This window comes from Sphingomonas aurantiaca (assembly GCF_003050705.1).
Classification (GTDB): Bacteria; Pseudomonadota; Alphaproteobacteria; order Sphingomonadales; family Sphingomonadaceae; genus Sphingomonas; species Sphingomonas aurantiaca.
On record NZ_QAOG01000007.1, the window covers coordinates 69,995 to 87,771 of the forward strand.

At 60.5% G+C, this 17,777-nt stretch carries 13 protein-coding genes and 3 riboswitches; of the genes, 9 read left to right on the forward strand and 4 right to left on the reverse strand.

Annotation, left to right across the window (positions count from 1 at the left end):
* The first annotated feature begins 126 nt into the window (after positions 1-126).
* The 4 genes from C8J26_RS20590 to C8J26_RS21210 all read left to right on the forward strand — a co-directional run bounded on the left by C8J26_RS20590 (position 127) and on the right by C8J26_RS21210 (position 3,537).
* Complete coding sequence (locus C8J26_RS20590) at positions 127-1,809, forward strand: YadA family autotransporter adhesin (RefSeq protein ID WP_208631445.1); 1,683 nt, start codon at positions 127-129, stop codon at positions 1,807-1,809.
* Positions 1,810-1,858: 49 nt separating this feature from the next.
* Positions 1,859-2,302: an outer membrane protein assembly factor BamE domain-containing protein gene (bamE, locus tag C8J26_RS17325; protein ID WP_056418667.1), complete on the forward strand. Its 444-nt coding sequence runs from the start codon at positions 1,859-1,861 to the stop codon at positions 2,300-2,302.
* A 173-nt stretch (positions 2,303-2,475) separates the two neighbouring features.
* Complete coding sequence (locus C8J26_RS17330; protein ID WP_162237049.1) at positions 2,476-3,120, forward strand: tetratricopeptide repeat protein; 645 nt, start codon at positions 2,476-2,478, stop codon at positions 3,118-3,120.
* Positions 3,121-3,216: 96 nt separating this feature from the next.
* Positions 3,217-3,537, forward strand: a complete 321-nt coding sequence (locus C8J26_RS21210) for a TetR/AcrR family transcriptional regulator (protein WP_416354519.1) — start codon at positions 3,217-3,219, stop codon at positions 3,535-3,537.
* 1,374 nt (positions 3,538-4,911) lie between these two features.
* Here C8J26_RS21210 and C8J26_RS17340 read toward each other — a convergent pair.
* The gene (locus tag C8J26_RS17340; RefSeq protein WP_107955855.1) at positions 4,912-5,271 is read right to left on the reverse strand and encodes a VOC family protein; all 360 of its coding nucleotides are present in this window, start codon (positions 5,269-5,271) and stop codon (positions 4,912-4,914) included.
* Positions 5,272-5,580: 309 nt separating this feature from the next.
* On the opposite strand from C8J26_RS17340, the gene C8J26_RS20240 reads away from it, so the two are divergent.
* Positions 5,581-5,838 (forward strand): DUF6894 family protein, encoded by a 258-nt coding sequence (locus C8J26_RS20240; protein ID WP_146168888.1) that lies wholly within the window; start codon positions 5,581-5,583, stop codon positions 5,836-5,838.
* A gap of 160 nt (positions 5,839-5,998) precedes the next feature.
* Here the strand turns inward: C8J26_RS20240 and C8J26_RS17345 are convergent, their stop codons facing one another.
* Positions 5,999-6,763: an acyl-CoA thioesterase gene (locus C8J26_RS17345; protein WP_208631446.1), complete on the reverse strand. Its 765-nt coding sequence runs from the start codon at positions 6,761-6,763 to the stop codon at positions 5,999-6,001.
* A 104-nt stretch (positions 6,764-6,867) separates the two neighbouring features.
* A riboswitch (cobalamin riboswitch) is annotated at positions 6,868-7,068 on the reverse strand.
* 159 nt (positions 7,069-7,227) lie between these two features.
* Positions 7,228-7,449: riboswitch (cobalamin riboswitch) on the forward strand.
* Between the two features lie 125 nt (positions 7,450-7,574).
* Here C8J26_RS17345 and C8J26_RS17350 point away from each other — a divergent pair.
* Both C8J26_RS17350 and C8J26_RS17355 read left to right on the forward strand, forming a co-directional pair.
* Positions 7,575-8,558 carry a putative oxygenase MesX gene (locus tag C8J26_RS17350; protein WP_056418674.1) on the forward strand — a complete coding sequence of 328 codons (984 nt, stop codon included), beginning with the start codon at positions 7,575-7,577 and terminating at the stop codon, positions 8,556-8,558.
* 27 nt (positions 8,559-8,585) lie between these two features.
* The gene (locus C8J26_RS17355) at positions 8,586-9,614 is read left to right on the forward strand and encodes a methionine synthase (RefSeq protein ID WP_056418676.1); all 1,029 of its coding nucleotides are present in this window, start codon (positions 8,586-8,588) and stop codon (positions 9,612-9,614) included.
* A gap of 62 nt (positions 9,615-9,676) precedes the next feature.
* Here the strand turns inward: C8J26_RS17355 and C8J26_RS17360 are convergent, their stop codons facing one another.
* Positions 9,677-11,716 carry a TonB-dependent receptor gene (locus tag C8J26_RS17360; RefSeq protein ID WP_082445368.1) on the reverse strand — a complete coding sequence of 680 codons (2,040 nt, stop codon included), beginning with the start codon at positions 11,714-11,716 and terminating at the stop codon, positions 9,677-9,679.
* A 169-nt stretch (positions 11,717-11,885) separates the two neighbouring features.
* A riboswitch (cobalamin riboswitch) is annotated at positions 11,886-12,122 on the reverse strand.
* Between the two features lie 753 nt (positions 12,123-12,875).
* Here C8J26_RS17360 and mntR point away from each other — a divergent pair.
* A complete protein-coding gene (mntR, locus tag C8J26_RS17375) occupies positions 12,876-13,334 on the forward strand; it encodes a manganese-binding transcriptional regulator MntR (RefSeq protein ID WP_056418680.1) in 459 nt (152 codons plus the stop codon).
* Positions 13,335-13,398: 64 nt separating this feature from the next.
* Positions 13,399-15,414, forward strand: a complete 2,016-nt coding sequence (locus C8J26_RS17380) for a TonB-dependent receptor (RefSeq protein WP_082445369.1) — start codon at positions 13,399-13,401, stop codon at positions 15,412-15,414.
* 108 nt (positions 15,415-15,522) lie between these two features.
* Here the strand turns inward: C8J26_RS17380 and C8J26_RS17385 are convergent, their stop codons facing one another.
* On the reverse strand, positions 15,523-17,772 hold the full coding sequence (locus tag C8J26_RS17385; RefSeq protein WP_056418685.1) for a TonB-dependent siderophore receptor: 2,250 nt from the start codon (positions 17,770-17,772) through the stop codon (positions 15,523-15,525).
* Positions 17,773-17,777: the final 5 nt, after the last annotated feature.

Below are 17,777 nucleotides of genomic sequence, written 5' to 3' on the forward strand. Positions count from 1 at the left end.
ACGACCGGCGGTACGGTGATCAACACGGCCGGCTTCACGAACGGGGCCTCCACGTTGGGCGCGACCGGGCTGACCATCGCAGGCGGCCCCAGCGTCACCACCGCCGGGATCAATGCTGGCAATCAGGTGATTGCCAACGTCGCAGCTGGCGTTGCGACAACGGATGCCGTCAATCTGGGCCAGCTCCAGGCGATTGGTGCTGTTGCCGACAACTCGGTGCAGTATGATGACGCGGCCAAGACACGCACGACGCTTGCAGGCGTCGCTTCGACCGATGGTGGCGTGACGGGCGGCACGACGATCGGCAACCTCCATCAGGGCGAGCTGAGTGCCACCTCGACCGAGGCGGTCAACGGCGCGCAGCTGTTTGCCACCAACCAGCAGGTTGCGGCGAACACCGGCGCCATCGCCGGCAATACCACGGCGATCACCAACCTCGGCAATAGCATCGCCAGCGGCACGATCGGTCCGGTCCAGCAGAGTGGCACGGCCAACCGGCTGGCGCTGGTTGCGCCGGGCAGCACGGGTGCATCACCTGGCGCGCTCCAGACGCTCGGCAACCTTGCCGCGGGTACCGCTGCGACCGATGCGGTCAACGTCAGCCAGTTGAGAGGCGTCCAAGGACAGTTTGCGGGCGTCATCGGCGGTACCGTCAATCCCGACGGTACCTATACCGGGCCGACCTACACCACTGCTGGGGGTACGACCGCGACGACCGTGCAAGGCGCGTTCGACAACTACAACACCGCCATCACCAACGCGGCCGCGACCGCAAACCGGGGCTTTGACATCACCACCGCTCGGACCGGGACGGGGACGGTCACGGGCACCGCGGTTGCCAACGTCGCACCTGGCACGCGGCAGACGATCACGGCGGGTAACAACATCTCGATCAGTCAGAGCGGTACCGATCTTACGATCGCGACCAACCCGAACCTGGTGGCTGACAGTCTGACGACCGGTGGCACGGTCATCAACGCAGCCGGTCTCACAATCGCTGGCGGACCGAGCCTTACGACCACGGGGATCAATGCTGGCGGGAAAACGGTGACGAACGTCGCGGCGGGGTCAATTGCTGCCGGATCGACTGATGCGGTAAACGGTTCGCAGCTTGCCGCTACCAACAGCAGCATCTCAGCACTTACCACTATTGTAGGCGGCAGCACGATCGGAGCCGTTCAGCGCCCTGGCACTGGCGACCGGCTTAACTTAGTGGCGGCAGGCGCTTCAGGCGCTGCCCCAGGCGCCGCACAGACGCTGGCGAACGTCGCAGCCGGTCTACTCGCAGCCGGTTCGACAGAGGCGGTCAATGGTGGCCAGCTTGCCGCCACCAACCTAGCGCTCGCGACACTTGGGCAAAGCGCAGTGCAATATGATGATGCAACGCGCACTGGGGTCACGCTGAACAGCGGCGGATCGCCGGTCGCCCTTCGCAACGTTGCCGCAGGTACCTTGGCGACCGACGCTGTCAACGTCGGGCAACTGGGATCCGGACTGGCGAGCACGTTGGCAGCAGCTAATGAGTATACCGACGTACGGATCAACGCGGTCAACTTCGATCTACAGACCTACAAGCGTGACGCAAACGCTGGCACGGCCGGAGCGTTGGCTTCAGCGGCGCTTCCCCAGGCCTTCGAACCGGGCAAGAGCCTCGTTGCGGGAGGCGTTGGTACATACCGTGGTCAGGCCGCCTTCGCAGTTGGCGTTTCGCGGATCTTCGACGACGGCCACACCATTCTGAAGGCCGGCGTCAACCGCGACACGCGTGGAAACAGCGGTGCCAACGCAGGCATCGGGTACCAGTTCTGACTAATAGCGGGTCGCGTCACGTGACCCGCTCCTCCAGCGGAGAACCATCATGAAGCAGTATGTCAGTTTGATCCTTGCCTTGGCCGCGCCGGCGAGCCTCCTCGTACCAAAGGGCGCGGCCTTTTCCCAAGTCCCCACTATGTCTGCGCCATCCCCACGACCACTCGTCGATGGCAGCGCGTTCAAGACAAAGTCCGCTTATGATCGGAAAAAGGGCATCGTCATCCAGCCTTCAATAGTCAGATTGATTGTGCCAGGTATGGACAAGGACGCAGTCTACCGCATCGTCGGCGCGCCGCATTTCGGCGAGACCATGACGCGCACATTCAATTACATCCTGAATCTTACGGCAACAGGCGACGACCCGATGCGCTGCCGGATGCAGGTGGTCTTCGGAACTCCCCAGCAGGGGCCGCTGGCTAGCCGTCGGCCGATCGTGCTGCGGGTTGTTTGGCAGACGTCGGCATGTGCCGACCGGGTAGGTGCGGGATGACGTCAGGACGGCGGAACCGTTGTGTGATCCGACGCGGCGGACCTAACGGCTTGGCCTGGTGCAAGCCCACGTTACGCCTCGCTGCCGCGCTTCTGGCGGCACCTGTTTCGGTCAGCACGGCTCAAACGCCCCCCGTCGACGCGCACGTCTTTGCCGAAGACACGGCGCGAGAAGTGGCAGCTTTGGTAAAGCCGGGGGCCGTCTTGATCGTCGGTGAACCTCAAGGCTATTATCAGATGGCCGTTGTCGCGCAGCTTGAGGCGAAAGGCTTTGTGACCGCTACGAGGTCGGTAAAAGGCGGGATACCTACTCGATTTTTGATGGCCGATGGCGGGCGCAGTGGGGCGGCAAAAGTCGACCTGGCGGTCGGTACCACTATCCTCTGGCGCACGTATGAGCGTTCGAGCGGAAAGCCTTCCGGGACATGGAGAAAGCAGGCACCGACGCCGACGCCGGTCGACCAAACGCTGAATGAATCCGAACAGCTGTATCAGCTCGGCCGCAGCATCGAAAATCAATCGCCAGACCGCGCAATGAGATATTATCGGCTTGCGGCGGCGTTAGGCCACAGAGAAGCAGCCTTGCGCCTGGGGCTGACCTTGATCGCGAATGGCAAAGCGGAGGAAGGCATCCGGTTCATCACCGTCGCATCAAATGCCGGTAATGCCCAAGCTGAGTACGTTCTTGGCCTGGCGTACCTCAATGGCACCGGGATCGTGAAAGACCCGATCCGCGGTCGGAGCTTGCTCGGTAAGGCGGCAGATGCGGGTATAGTTGCAGCCAGTCGGGCTTTGGGCCGCGAGGCTTTGGGCAGATGATACAACTCTTATTGCAATGATGACGCAATACCGTAATTTTATCGAGGGACCATTTATATGGTGAGATTTTCCCCTGGTATTCGATCGCATACACGAATGACCTACGTTAGGCGCCGTCTTCAATTGCTAGATATAGCTCTAAGCACTATTGAGATGACCGGAACTGCATCTCTAAAACTTGGTGATCTTGCTAAGAAAGCAAATATTACCAGTCCCGCGGTGTATAGATATTTTGCCAACGTTGACATATTAATTTTTGAGTTGCGAGAGCATTTCTTTTACAAAGAGGACATATGCAGAGAAATATCAGATCATCTTGCAAAAAGGCATAGTTCGCAGCCCGTAGGCGTGACATTCGACAATTCAATCTATGCCATGTCGCGAAATGGACAGCGAAAAATCGGAGTATCTCACTGACCAGCCGGCTAAGGGTCTGCAACCATATCTCCTCCAAAACTATGGCAGGCCAGGGCTCACTGGCGGTTGCCAAGTGGCGTCGCTCCCTCCGATCGAGGTGGTGGAGCTGAGGTAATTTACCGTCAGGACATTAACGGTATTCAGTCCTAAGATTTATAGGACAACTAGTACAAAAGGCATCCCCAAAAGTAAAACGTACTACGTCGAATAATTGACCTAATTGATCTAGATTATATACTAAATTACTAATCTAGATCATATGCGGCAAATGCATGGTGATGAGCGGCGAGCGCAAATAGCAAAGATGATACTATCTACGCGTCTGAATCGTAATGTGCTATTTCCTAGTAATATGTTTAATGACCACGCATGGATAATTTTGCTTACCCTATTTGTTGCCCACGCAGAAAATAGAATATTATCCAAGTCTGAGGTAATCCATAAGTTAGGCGCTAATGTAGAAACGTGTACGCGTTGGATAAAATACCTAATTCAAAGCCGACAAGTTTTTGATATAGAAAAAGGAAAAGACTTAATTTTATCAGATGAAACGATATCTCGCCTAAGAAGCGTATTTGACGACGTTATCACCGAAATATATGGTTTTAGTAAGTGACCTATAATGATTTGTTAGTAACAGGTATATCATTAGATATTAATATACGATTCTTATCGATCTCGGATAGGGTAATAGATCAGAACTAAGCGGGAAGGTCATCGACGGTTGGCAGTCGAGCGATCTCCACCTCACATTGGGTTGAGTCAGGAGGTCCACCGGTTGGGCCCCCGACACGGACCAGCTTTGGCGCACAGCTTATTTAGTGTGTTTTGGCGCATGAAACCGGTGGAACAGCTAAATCTCATATTTCTCTAGTGAGGTGGTGTTCGAAGTGGTCGTACCATTGGTCGGCGAGGCCAGACAATCTCAAAGATGAAGCGACCTCTTGGAACGTATGTGGCGTTTGGCGGACAGCCCTGGCCAGTCGTTGGGGATGTTCGGCGATCCTCACGATCGAACGGTAAACAACCCCGGCTATTCCCAAAATTCGATCGATTCCGAGAACGCCCTCACCGTCTCACTGGCGGTTCCCTTTTGGGAATGGCCAAAATGACCAAACCGCCCAATCGCCGACGCAAAGATGGGTAATTTGCATCCGCGAAAGCGGACATTGGTTCAGCACGACTTTTGCTCCGAACCTATAAAATCGGGTTCTAGCAAAGGTTGGGGTGGGCAAATGACAAGTTCTGTTATTACAAGGCCAACGTTCTAGGCTTTGCCGGTATGTGACATGCCAATAGTAGACGGTTTGGGCTAAACGGGTGGATATGTCCGGTATCCATTATGATGGTGGACGTGTGAGATCAGCTCTTTCGTCAACCGGTGAAATCCTTTGGGGGCTCCGCTATGATGATCCTGTTGCCATCCTGATCAGCAATCTCGGCTATAGCGCCGAAACTACCCCGGCTGATCGGGCCGATATCGAGACCCAGATCGGTAAGTCTGTCCTTTTCCGCGCCCATATTGGGCGTCACGATCGTAACTACGGACCGTCCAGCCTTCTCGAAATCGCAGATTAATTGAATACCCGCCGTGCCAATATTCCGCCACTGCGTCAGGGTAGGCATAGGATGGTCGTCAGCGGGTCGGGCAAGCAGAGTCGTATACCAATCTTCGGCGCGAGCCATGTCAGTTACACATGCCACCGCATACAAGCCTTGGATGTTCATCGCCATGCTCCGATCAGCCTCATTGATAAGCTAGCTCAACGTGGTCGTCCTCCACAATATCGCAGCGCAAGCTCTCCACAATCTTGGGGTGTTGCCAGCCACCTCTCACCGAACAGTTCGCCCAATTTCAGACGTTTTTTGATCGTCTACCTCGGCGGCAGACCAAGCGAAATGCGATTAAACATGAGCTACCAGACGGACCGTCAGGTCAGATGCGCCCAGTGGAACCGAAGCCCTACGGTATTCGCTTACGGTAAATCGTTGGTTGTCGGCGACTGAGAGACTTGGTGCTCCCGCGTAATTTCGGGAGTTCTAATGCCAATTTACTATTTCGAGATTGCCGATGCTAATCCGGCTATTCCCTGTGTCGGAGAGAATTTACCGTCGCTTGCTGCAGCCCGTTGCTTCGCACTAAAATATGCAGGTCTACTTATACGTGATCAGGGCGAGGTGTTCTGGGGCGGAGAAGAGTGGGTCATGACGGTATCGGACGTAAACCACCTAACGATGTTCACGATAATGATTTGCTCCACGGCCGCGCCCGCCACCTTGAACCTCAAGATGCTGATCTGAGAAAGCCATAGGCGGCTATCCCTCGCCCCTTCCCGAATGCAGGCGGTCTGCTTTCCTCTCCGTTCCAGACATTCCCGAAATTGGATCGATTCCGAGAACGCCCTCACCGTCTCACTGGCGGTTCCCTTTTGGGAAGGTTTGGGGGGCTGAAGGCCCGGTACTATCCGATACAACCGAACGGCTTCGCTCGACCATTTTCATCAACCGAAACCATCGTGAATAGAGCCGTGGCCGCATGTCGTCGTTCCCCGGATATTAAATCCTCGGCGCTAAGATCAACACTGATGCGCACGGAACTGCGCCCGGTCATCCGTACTTCGGCGGTTAGCTCGACCATCTCGCCCTTCTGGATAGGGGAACGGAAGTCGATCCGGTCAGATGCTGCCATAACCATTACCGCCCGGGCTTGGCGGGTTGAGGCAATGAATGCCGCCTTGCCCATCATGCGAAGTGCATCACCACCATAGAGGGTGCCGTAATGGTTGGTCTGGTTCGGGAAAATCATTTCGACCATTCGCAACGGCTGCACCGCATCATGCGGAACCATCTCACCCATCGGTGGCAGAGGGTCTTCGCTTCCGACTGCGACGAGCGTGAAACGGCCTCGCGTACACAGCCGTCGTTCGCCCGATACCGGTGCCTCCGCGATCAGTTCGACCTCGACGTCGAGCGACTTACGTCCAACCCGCACGACGCAACCTGTCACCTCGACCATATCGCCGATCCGGGCAGGCGCCGCGAAATCGATCTTTTCCGAAGAGGCGGTGACGAAGGCCGCGCGACCGTGGCGTGAGGCCGCCAGGAAGGCGACCTTGTCCATATGCGCCAGAGCCACACCACCGAACAGCGTGCCGTGGTGATTGGCGTCACCGGGGAAGACCATGTCGATCAGCTGAATAGGGGTGCTGTGGTGTTCCTGTGGCATCCTGGTCCTCAATCATTCGCGAGGGCATCCAGACGCCAGCGACCAACGGGAGAGGTACACCTCTTCCTACAGCACGCAGCGGCCAGACCGGGCACCCCGCCGGTGGTCGTTATGGCGTCGAAGGCAGGTATCCTGGCTCGCGGGTCATCGTCGAAATCCCGGCCTTCCCAGCGCGGAAGCGCCAGTGGCACACGAGGGAATTTCTACTCGCCGCTTACAGTTGCGGGGGCAGCATCGGAATCGAACCGATTTCCCGTCTTAGCCTTCGGCCAATCGGCGAAGGAACCTTGACCTCACTGAGGTCGCAGGAAACGGCCCTTTACGTCAAGGCCAAGTGGCTTCGCGGACTGAGAACGGCATGGTGGGCGTAGCCGTACCACCGTCCGCCATGCTTCCACTCATGCCGCCTCATCAACATATAAAGATATCTTTATATGTTTGTTGACAATGATCGCTCGCTCGTGTCGAACGGCCACGTCGAGGTTCCCCATTCCAGGCATGGCGATGGGGCTAAGACGGGAAGCCGGTGGTGTCCTTCGGGTCAGATTCCGGCGCTGCCCCCGCAACTGTAAGCGGCGAGTGGCGGCTCCATTTCGTGTCACTGGGTTCTCGCAAGGAGCCTGGGAAGGCCGGAGCCACTGCGTTGACCCGTAAGCCAGGATACCTGCCTTCGACGCCATAACGTTCCTCGGACGGGGGTTCCTCCGGTGGATCGCGCTTGATGCGACGGTCCGTGGCTTGCCGCCATCCGGGCCTGTTCACGCCTTGCGCGCTTTCGCCTGACCTCCCGCCCGCATAGCCAGGGTGAGTCATGACGAATAGCGGGTTCATATTCTCGATCAGCAGTATCCCGTTCGACGAGGATTATCGTCCGGCCGACAACACGCGCATCACCACCAATTTTGCCAATCTCGCGCGCGGAGACAGCCGACAGGAGAATCTGCGCAACACGCTGGTGATGATCGACCATCGGTTCAACGCGCTGATGCACTGGGATAATCCCAGGGGTGATCGCTACACGCTTGAGCTGAAGATCGTCTCGGCCGCGCTCACGCTCGGGGATGGTGCCGACGACGAAGCCTTCCCGCTGATCGAGATTCTGCACACGACCGTGACCGACCGGATCAGCGGAGAGCGATCCGACGGCATGATCGGCAACAACTTCTCGTCCTATGTACGTGACTACGATTTCAGCGTCGTCCTGCCTGACCACCTGAAGGCTGGGGGTGGCGGTGCGCCAGAGGGGTTCGGCGATCTGCACGGCAACTTGTTCAAGCACTTCCTTGGCTCGAGCGCCTACCGTGACAATTTCCGCAAGCCCCCGGTTATCTGCCTCAGCGTGTCGAGCAAGGAGGTGTATCACCGGACCGCCAACGTGCATCCGATCCTCGGCGTCGAGTACCGGAACGACAAGTTTTCCTCGACCGATCAGTATTTCGCCAAGATGGGTATGAAGGTGCGCTACTTCATGCCGCCACACAGCGTCGCGCCGTTCGCCGTCTATCACACCGGCGATCTTGTCAGCGACTACACCAACCTTGAACTTGCCAGCACCATCGCAACGATGGAGACGTTCCAGAAAATCTATCGTCCTGAAATCTACAATGCGAACTCGGTCGCGGCGGAGCATTATCAGCCGAGCCTGAAGTATCAGGACTATTCGCTGACTCGCATCGTCTACGATCGCGAGGAACGTGGTTGCCTCGCTGTCGAGCAGGGCAAATTCGCCGAAGAGCATTTCATCAAGCCGCACAGTGCCGCGCTTCGGCGCTGGTCCGCGACCTGCGGCCTCTGATCCCCACGACACGAAGGTATTTGCATCATGACGACATTGTTGCCGACGACGACCGCGGGTAGCCTGCCCAAGCCTTCCTGGCTCGCCCAGCCCGAGACCTTGTGGTCGCCCTGGAAGCTGGAGGGCGACGAGCTGGTCGCTGGCAAGCAGGACGCGCTCCGCCTCGCGGTCAAGGACCAACGGCAGGCGGGTATCGACATCCTCGGTGACGGCGAGCAGACCCGCCAGCACTTCGTCACGACCTTCATCGAGCATCTCGACGGTGTCGATTTTGAGAAGCGCGAGACGGTGCGCATCCGCAACCGCTACGACGCCAGCGTGCCGACGGTCGTCGGCGCCGTATCGCGCCCGAAATCGGTCTTCGTCGACGACGCCCGTTTCCTGCGCGCGCAGACCGATCAGCCGATCAAGTGGACGCTGCCGGGGCCGATGACGATGATCGATACCCTCTACGACGCGCATTACCGGAGCCGCGAGAAGCTGGCATGGGAGTTCGCCCGCATCCTCAACGAGGAAGCCCGCGAGCTGCAGGCGGTCGGCGTCGACATCATCCAGTTCGACGAACCCGCCTTCAACGTGTTTTTCAACGAGGCGAACGACTGGGGCATCGCTGCCCTGGAGCGCGCGGCCGAAGGGATGACGGCTGAGACCGCCGTCCACATCTGCTATGGCTATGGCATCAAGGCTAACACCGACTGGAAGAAGACGCTCGGCTCCGAATGGCGCCAGTACGAGGAAACCTTCCCCAACCTGCAAAGGTCGAAGATCGATATCATCTCGCTCGAATGCCAGAACTCGCGCGTGCCGATGGACCTGATCGAGCTCGTCCGCGGCAAGAAGGTGATGGTCGGCGCGATAGACGTCGCGACCGACACGATCGAGACGCCGGAGCAGGTTGCCGAAACATTGCGCAATGCGCTGCGCTTCGTCGATGCCGACAAGCTCTTGCCCGCCACCAACTGCGGGATGGCGCCGCTGTCGCGCGACGTCGCTCGGGGCAAGCTCCAGGCGCTGAGTGCCGGCGCGGAAATTGTGCGGCGAGAGATACTCGGCTGATCACGGCGGTGTTGCATCGCCAGCGCGGAACGGGTCCCAGGCTGGCGATGCCCTCGGCCAGGTCAGAAATTGACCCTGGTACCCAGACGCAAGGTTCGTGGTTCGACCACACGACTCAACCGGCCATCCGTTGGCCCTGAAGCGTCAAACGAGGGAATATAGGATTCGTAAAAATAGGCGATGTCCTTGTCACGGCTGTCGAGAATGTTGAGCACCTCGCCATACACCTCGAACCGGCCGATTTTGCGGGCCGCCCGGACGTTGACGACGGTGCTTCCTGAATCCCGGACGCTATTGTCTTCGATCAGCGGATAAGGCCCGAGGTGACGGACGCGAACGCTTGCCTCCCACGGATCGAGCACCAGCGCGATCCCGGCGGATGCGGCGTTCTCGAAGGCGTTCGGAATGCGATCACCATTGTCGTACCGCGACCGGCTCGCGGTGTAATTGCCGTCGATCGCAAGCCACGGCCTGGGCCGCCAGAACGCCACCAGTTCATAGCCACGACGCTCGCTGGCACCGGTCGGTTCGACCGCGTTGGAATCTCCGACGAAGCGCAGTTCGCTGTCGACGTCGAGCCACCAATAGGTCGCGGTCAGCGTAATGCCGGGTAACTGCCACCGGGCGCCGACTTCACGGCCGTTGCCGCGGACCAGCACAGGCACCGGCGTTTCGACGTTTACCGCGCCGCGGACGTCGTTGGAGTGGAACCCACGTCCCCAGTTGCCGTAGAACTCCAGCCGATCGGTCGGCGAGTACGCGATCGATGCCTTGGGCGATAGGATCGTGTCGTCGCCGCTGCCTTCCCCGGCCAACACCGCCGCCTGATCCCGCGCGCGAACGACGTAGTGATAATAGTCCCCGCGGACCCCACCGATCAGGCGGAGGCCCTTAACCGGCGTCCATGTCGCTTCGCCATACAAAGCTGCCGACGCTTCCTCGACATGGTAGCGGCCGAGCGATGACAGGAACGATCGCGCGCTGGTGCGGTACACACCGACGCTACCGATATGGTCGTAGCGCTCTTCGGTACCGAGCGAGACGGCGAGGGTCGGCGCGAGCGTCCAGCGCTTTTCGCCCCGTGCACCGACGATCCAGCGTTTGTCGAACTGGCGGATTTGCGCGCTGGTCCCGTCCGGATCGGTGTAGGTCGGGTTCGAATACATCGACCAGTCGTAGAACTGACCATACACATTGGCGTGCCAGTCCGGCTGGCGGACCGCGATATTGCCGACCAACCGTGTGGTCTCGCCGCGTGCAGTCGGATCGGGTGAGCAGAAGACGTCCTTGCAGAGCGCGGTACCGATTATGCGCTCCGGAATTTGTTCGGTCGGACGCCAGGTCGCGCGGTAGGCGTTGAGCGACGCTTCGATCTGGCCTGCACCGGCTGGAGCAGTATATTTCGCGAAGCCAGAGGCATGGCGCAGATGCTCAGGCTCCTCCCAAGGGCCGTCATAGACCTTGGTCTGCGCGACGAGCGTCAGTTTGCCGGTGCCGATCCCGTCGATCGTGCCACCCGCGGCGATCCGGCCATAGCCATAAGAGCCGCCCTCGACCGACAGGAACGGCCGGGCGAGGCCATCGATCGTGGTCATGTACGCAGCCCCCGCCAGCGCGAAGTCGCCGCCATCGGCACGGTATGGCCCTTTGCGAAAATCCTCGCGCGCGACGATCTCCGGGATCAGTCCGTTGAGATCGAGATAGCCCTGGCCGTGACCGTGCGTGCGCAGGTTCATCTGCACCCCGTCGATATAGGTCGTGAAGTCCGAGCCGTGATCGAGATTGAAGCCACGCAGGAAATACTGGTTGGCCTTGCCGCTGCCCGAATGCTGCGCAGCGACCATCCCGGGAATCGCTTCCAGCAGTTCGGCGACGCGCAGCAGCGGGCGAACCAGAAGGTCGGCCCCGGCGACGGTGCCCTCACTCGCTGCATGCGCAACACCGATCTTCGCTTCGCCGCGGCCGAACACGACGATGTCGTTTGGTGCCTGTGACGGCACAGCCTCGGTGTCTTGCCCCTGAGCCCATGCGGGTGTGGTGCTACATGCCGAAGCGATAGCTATGCATTCGAGCCATTTTGTTCGTAATCTCAGATTCTTCATGTCCGTCCCCCGTGCGCCAAGCGACTTTGGACGGGGGCGTCCGCTGTGAACGGTCGGCGCGCGTCGGCAGGCGGACGCAAGCGCCCGCGACACGAACCGATGCGACCCCCGCCGCTCGTTCGTCGCTCAGACGGAAGAACCGTGCCCCGACCATCCCCTGGACCAAAGCAAGAGCGACCAGACGCTGGCAGGTCTCCTGGCTCACGGGTCGTCGCTCGACATACGGCCTTCCCGGATCTCGGCCGTTACGGCGTTGGTCCAGTGGCTGCACCCTCCAGAAGAGGACGCGATGTACGTCTCGCTCGCCGCTTACAGTTGCAGGGACAGCCTCGGCTTCGGGAGAGCGTCTCCCACACCGTGTTCCCTATTAAGTCCCTCTCGGGACACCAACGCGATCATTGTCGGGTCGGAGACACTTCTCCGGCCTGACGGACATTGCGTACCGGGGAAGGTTCCGATCGGCAAGACAGCCTCGGCCTTCTCTGATCCCGTCCGTTTGCAGGGTAGATCGACACGGCAATGACAGGACTGCCTGCCTGCGCTACCCGCGTTCGGTGTTCGCCGTTCGTCGCCTCCTAGCGCAACGCTACTTCGCGGCCTCGTGTGCGCGGCAACGCTGTTGCTCAAGCTGCTCGTACCGACCGGGTACATGATCGGCAGCGAGCACGGCCGGATCACAATCGAGCTATGTTCCGGCGTCGCCCCTCGAGCCGTGACGATGGCAATGCCGGGTATGCACGGCGACATGCCTGATCACAGCAAGTCGCGGGACCACGGCAAGGCTGAAATGCCGTGCGCGTTTGCGGGCCTGTCAGCCGCAACGCTCGGTGCGATCGATCCTATTCAGCTCGTCATCCTGATCGCCTTCGTCATGGCGGTCGGGCTTTCACCGACCGTGCTGCCGGCGATCACTCGCGTCAGCTACCTGCGCCGCGCTGGCCTCCGCCCGCGCACGTGGCCGGCATGGCGGTCGTCCGTTCAAGATGACACCTGCCAAGCTGCGCCTCGCCCAGGCGGCGATGGGCAAGCCGGAAACCAAGGTTGCAGACCTGTGCGCCGAACTCGGCGTCACGCGTTAGACGCTATACCGGGACGTTACTCCGCAAGGTGAGATCAGACCCGATGGTGAAAAACTGCTGTCGCGCAAAAGGACGAGCGCATGACCACTCAACCGAAGATGCCGGTAAAAGCTTTACCCGACGCCACACGTCGCGCAGCCGCCTTTCGGCGTATGCGCGAAGCGCAGCGCACCGAAGTCGCCGAGGATTATGTCGAACTGATCGGCGACCTGATCGCGATGATCGGGGAGGCGCGGCTGACCGATCTGGCCGAGCATCTCGGCGTCAGCCATGGGACAGCGGCCAAGGTCGTGCAGCGGCTGCAACGGGAGGGGCTGGTCGAAAGCCTGCCCTACCGATCGATCTTCCTGACCGAACGCGGGGCCGAGGTGGCGGCCATGTCACGGGACCGGCATCGCATTGTTCATGACTTCCTGCGCGCCTTGGGAGTGAGCGAGGCTGTTGCCGAGGCGGATGCGGAGGGCATTGAGCATCACGTCAGTAAGGAAACCCTGGAAGCCTTCATCCGACATACGAAAACCCTGGTCGCCGATCGCTAGTCGAATTGCCATTGCTCCACAATTAAGCCGAGGCTAAATCATGTAGCCTTGTATGGAGTGAGCAATGCTTGGACAGGCCTTGACGGTGATGATCGCGCCTGTCGCCGCGTCGCAGGAAGCAGCTCCACCAGCGAAATCTGCGGCATCGACCCCCGACCACGATCACTCAGATATCGTGGTGACCGGACGCAGCGAACGCCGCATCGGTACGGCTCAGTCCGCCAGCGAAGGTGTCGTCTCGGGGGCCGAACTGCGCGTCCACCCGCTGTTGCGCACCAGCGAACTGGCCGAAGCCGTGCCGGGGATGATCGCGGTTCAGCATTCGGGGGGCGGCAAGGCCGCGCAATATCTCATCCGCGGCTACAACCTCGACCACGGCACCGACTTCAGCATCGCGATCGACGGGATGCCGTATAATCTGCGTAGTCATGCGCACGGCCACGGCTATCTCGACCTGAACGGCCTGATCCCGGAAACGGTCGATCACATAGCGTATCGCAAAGGCCCGTACCGGGCGGCGGATGGCGATTTCTCGTTCGTCGCCGCGGCATCTCTCGATACGCTGGATCGGTTCGAGCGTCCGTTCGCTTCGGTGACGGCGGGCAGCTACGGCTATCACCGGCTCGCGGTCGGCGGGTCGTTAGATATCGGACCGGGCACGCTGTTGCTCGCCACCGAGGTGAAGGCGAACGACGGGCGCTGGCAGTTGCTCGAACGGCTGCACCATGTCGGCGCGTTTGGCAAATATACCTTGGAGACCGGCATCGGCACCCTGCGCGCCAGCCTGTCGCTCTACGATGCGCGTTGGCGCCCGACCGAGCAGATTCCGGTCCGTGCGATCGGCAACCAGATCCCAGACCGGTTCGGTACGCTCGACCCGTTCCTGCGCGGCAGTACGAACCGCGAGGTGTTCAACATAGGCCTGACCGGCGATCATCTGACGGCGACGGCCTATGCACAGCATTACCGGTTCGATCTGCTATCCAACTTCACGTTCTTCCTGAATGACCCGGTGCGCGGCGACGAACTGGAGCAAGCGGAGAATCGCTGGACCTATGGTGCGCGGATCGCGCGGCGGTTTGAACTCGCCGACGCCCTCACGCTGACGATCGGGGCCGACGGCCAGACCGACCGTATCGACCGCCTCGGTCTCTACCATACGCAGTTCGGCCAACGGATCGGCACCACCAGTCTAGTGGATGCGACCGAGACATCGCTGAGCGGCTATGCTGAGGCCAGCTGGAAGCCCGTCGAGCGGATCAGCCTGCTGGCAGGCGCGCGCATCGATCATTTCCGTTTCCGCACCACCGCCCGCGCCGGCGCGGGGTTCACCGGGGCGGTCAATGACACTATCGCGACACCGAAAGCCGGGGCGAACATACAGGTCGCACGCGGGCTGGCGATCTATGCGAACTATGGCCAAGGGTTTCACTCCAATGCCATTCGCGGGGTGATTGCGCCCGGCGATGCGACGCCGGCCCTGGCACGCGCGACCGGATACGAGGTCGGCACCCGGTTCGAGCGCGGCCCGCTGATCCTGGCGATCGATCACTGGTGGAGCCGCGCGTCGAGCGAACTGGTCTATTCGGGGGACGACGGCACGGTCAGCCCGACCGGCCCGAGCCGACGGCGTGGCTATGAAGTCACCGCCTACCTCAAGCCGGTGCGTTGGCTGGCGATCGATGCCGTTTACGCCACCAATCATGCGCGCTTTGTCGATGCGCCGGGCGGGGATCGCATCCCCAACGCGCTGGAGGGGGCGGGTGAGCTTGGCCTCGCCACGATCTTCGGTCGCTTCAATGCGGCGGTCCGCGTCCGCTACCTGGGGCCGCATCCCTTGATCGAGGACAACAGTGTCCGGTCCCCTGCCACGACCGTCGTCAACCTGCGCGCGGCACGTCGGTTCGGCCCCGTCGAGGTGACCGCCGAGATGCTCAACATCTTCGACACCGCGCGTGCCGACGCGGACTATTACTATGCGTCAAGACTGCCCGGTGAACCGGTCGACGGGATCGAAGGCATCCACAGCCGTACTGTCGAACCCAGAATGTTGCGCATCGGAGCGACGATCACGCTGTAGCGAGGTGCTAGACCGGACCACCCCTGAGCTTAGCGTACGTTTTCGAACATCCTTTCACCGGTCTCCCATATGACAAACAACTACACGCGCGGGCCATACAGGGGGCCATCAAATCTTGAAGCCGGCGCGCACCAGAAACTGGCGTGGCGCACCAGGCTGGATCCACACCCGCGAGTAGCTGCTGGACGAATAGTCCCGATCGAACAGATTGGTGACCTCACCCGAGATCCGGACAGTAGCGGTCACGTCTACGGCAGCGTGGAGCCTGATTGTCGTGTAGGCCGGCAGCTTGAAGAACGAACCGTCCGGAAAACGGTACCCGGTCTCGCCAAGCCGCTGACCCGCATAGTTGACGCCGCCACCGATCGTCAGCGTGCGATCACCCAAGGTAAAGTCCTTGAACAGCAGCGCGGAGCCGCTGGTTTCCGGGATGTTTATGAGCGGATCGCCAATACGCAGTTGGTAACCGAAATTGGGATCCGATGCCGCGGCTCTGACTTCCGCATCGAGATAGGCGAAGGTCACAGCTAGCCGCAGATCGGCAGGCAGCGACAGGTCCGCATCGAACTCGATACCCCGACTGCGCGCCTTGCCCAATGCGCGCGAAAATCCGGGATTGGTCGGATCGGCGGTCAGCACATTTTCCTTGTCGAGCTGGAACAGCGCAATCGTTCCAGTCAGCCGCTCCTCAAGGGCGGCGAACTTGGCGCCCACTTCATAGCTTTGCGTATATTCGGGCTGGAACAACGTGGCGGCGCCGCGCGTGTCAGGTGCGCCCGTGCCGGCATTCGCCCGAAAGCCGCGGGCATAGCTGGCGTAAAGGGTCAACGGCACACCCACGACATAGGCGATACCGACCTGCGGGCTAAAACGCTGCTGCACCTGCCGTGCGGCGAGCGCTGGTACGCCGGCCCCGCTGCGGATGCGGAAATCGACTTGCTGTTCCAGATGATCGTAGCGACCGCCGAGGCGTACCTTCAGTGCGTCGGTGATATCGATCTGGTCCTGGAGATACAGTCCCCAACTCCACTGCCGCTCGCGTTGATCGGTGAACGGCACGAGTGAGGGCAAATTGCCATAAACGGGTGCAAAGACGTTGATCGCGTTCGCACCGGCAAGCTGGGCAGGCGTCGCCGACGCACTCAGCGCGTTCGCACCGGTGCCGGGACGGAACCGGTCCTGACGGGTGGCCAGGTCAAACTCGTCGTAATCAGCACCGAACAGCAGGTGATGTCGGATGCTACCGGTGTCGAGGTGCCCGCTCAGTTCAGCGCGGAACACCAGATTCCTGGTGTCATAGTTTCGGAACCGCCGCTGGCGCGACAGGATCGGCGTCGTCGCAACGGCAGCGTTGCTGAAATAGGGCTGACGCCCGTCGACATTCTCGGGATCGCTGGAGAAACCCTCAAGGCTGGTGTTGCGATAGGAGCCACCGAGCAGCAGCGACCAGCGCGTGCTAAAGTCATGCTGGAGCTGCACCTGATGGCCCAATGCATCGACGACGATGTCGCCGTCGCCTGGCTCCCCAAGAAAGAGCCCGCGTGGCAAGCCCTGCGGATCGCCGTCAACGGCCGCGATGCCGCGATCGAACGGCGCTTCCTGGCGCACATATTCCAGTTCGTAGGACAGCCGAGTGTCGCGATCGAGCGCGGCCAGGACGGACGGCGTCACCGTATATTTCTTGAAATGCACAAAATCGCGGAAGCTGTCGCCCTCATCATAGGCGCCGGTCACACGCAGCGCGACACTGCCGGCGATCGGCGCGTTGATATCCGCCTCGCCCCGGAACCGATCGAAGGTCCCATAGGCCGCGGTCACGCCCGCCGCGAAGCGATCGAACTGCGGCTTCTTGGTAACGATGTTGATCGCGCCGCCCGGTTCGCCGCGGCCGAATAGCGCCGAAGACGGGCCTTTCAGTATCTCGATCCGCTCGACATTCGATGTGTCGCGGATGCCGCCATAGCCGCGCGAGGCGGGAAAGCCGTTGAGCAGGTAACTGCTCGCGGTATTGTCGTCGCCCGCGAAGCCGCGAATAGAGAAACTGTCGAAGAACCCGCCGAAATTGTTCTGGCGCGAAACACCGCTGGCGAAATCGAGCGCGTCATCGAGCCGGACGATCCCGGCATCGGCGAGCTTCTCGGCGGACAGAACCTGCACGCTCTGGGGCAGTTCGCGCAAGGGCACGTCGCCGCGATACTGCTGGCGCAGGCCAGTCACGGTGATGTCGGCATTGCCGTCGGCCGTTTCGGTCGCCCCGGCCTGATCGTCGGGGATCGCCTTCGCGGCTTGTGCTGCCGCGCGATCTGCCGTCAGCAGCGCCGCCCCTGTCAGTAGCATCATCTTCCATTGCGTCGCCACGTTAT

Excerpts from the sequence above, each read along its gene's own strand:
- bamE (WP_056418667.1), top strand. The coding sequence starts at position 1,859 with ATGAAGCAGTATGTCAGTTTGATCCTTGCCTTGGCCGCGCCGGCGAGC.
- C8J26_RS21210 (WP_416354519.1), top strand. The coding sequence starts at position 3,217 with ATGACCTACGTTAGGCGCCGTCTTCAATTGCTAGATATAGCTCTAAGC.
- C8J26_RS17340 (WP_107955855.1), bottom strand. The coding sequence starts at position 5,271 with ATGGCGATGAACATCCAAGGCTTGTATGCGGTGGCATGTGTAACTGAC.
- C8J26_RS20240 (WP_146168888.1), top strand. The coding sequence starts at position 5,581 with ATGCCAATTTACTATTTCGAGATTGCCGATGCTAATCCGGCTATTCCC.
- C8J26_RS17345 (WP_208631446.1), bottom strand. The coding sequence starts at position 6,763 with ATGCCACAGGAACACCACAGCACCCCTATTCAGCTGATCGACATGGTC.
- C8J26_RS17350 (WP_056418674.1), top strand. The coding sequence starts at position 7,575 with ATGACGAATAGCGGGTTCATATTCTCGATCAGCAGTATCCCGTTCGAC.
- C8J26_RS17355 (WP_056418676.1), top strand. The coding sequence starts at position 8,586 with ATGACGACATTGTTGCCGACGACGACCGCGGGTAGCCTGCCCAAGCCT.
- C8J26_RS17360 (WP_082445368.1), bottom strand. The coding sequence starts at position 11,716 with ATGAAGAATCTGAGATTACGAACAAAATGGCTCGAATGCATAGCTATC.
- mntR (WP_056418680.1), top strand. The coding sequence starts at position 12,876 with ATGACCACTCAACCGAAGATGCCGGTAAAAGCTTTACCCGACGCCACA.
- C8J26_RS17380 (WP_082445369.1), top strand. The coding sequence starts at position 13,399 with ATGCTTGGACAGGCCTTGACGGTGATGATCGCGCCTGTCGCCGCGTCG.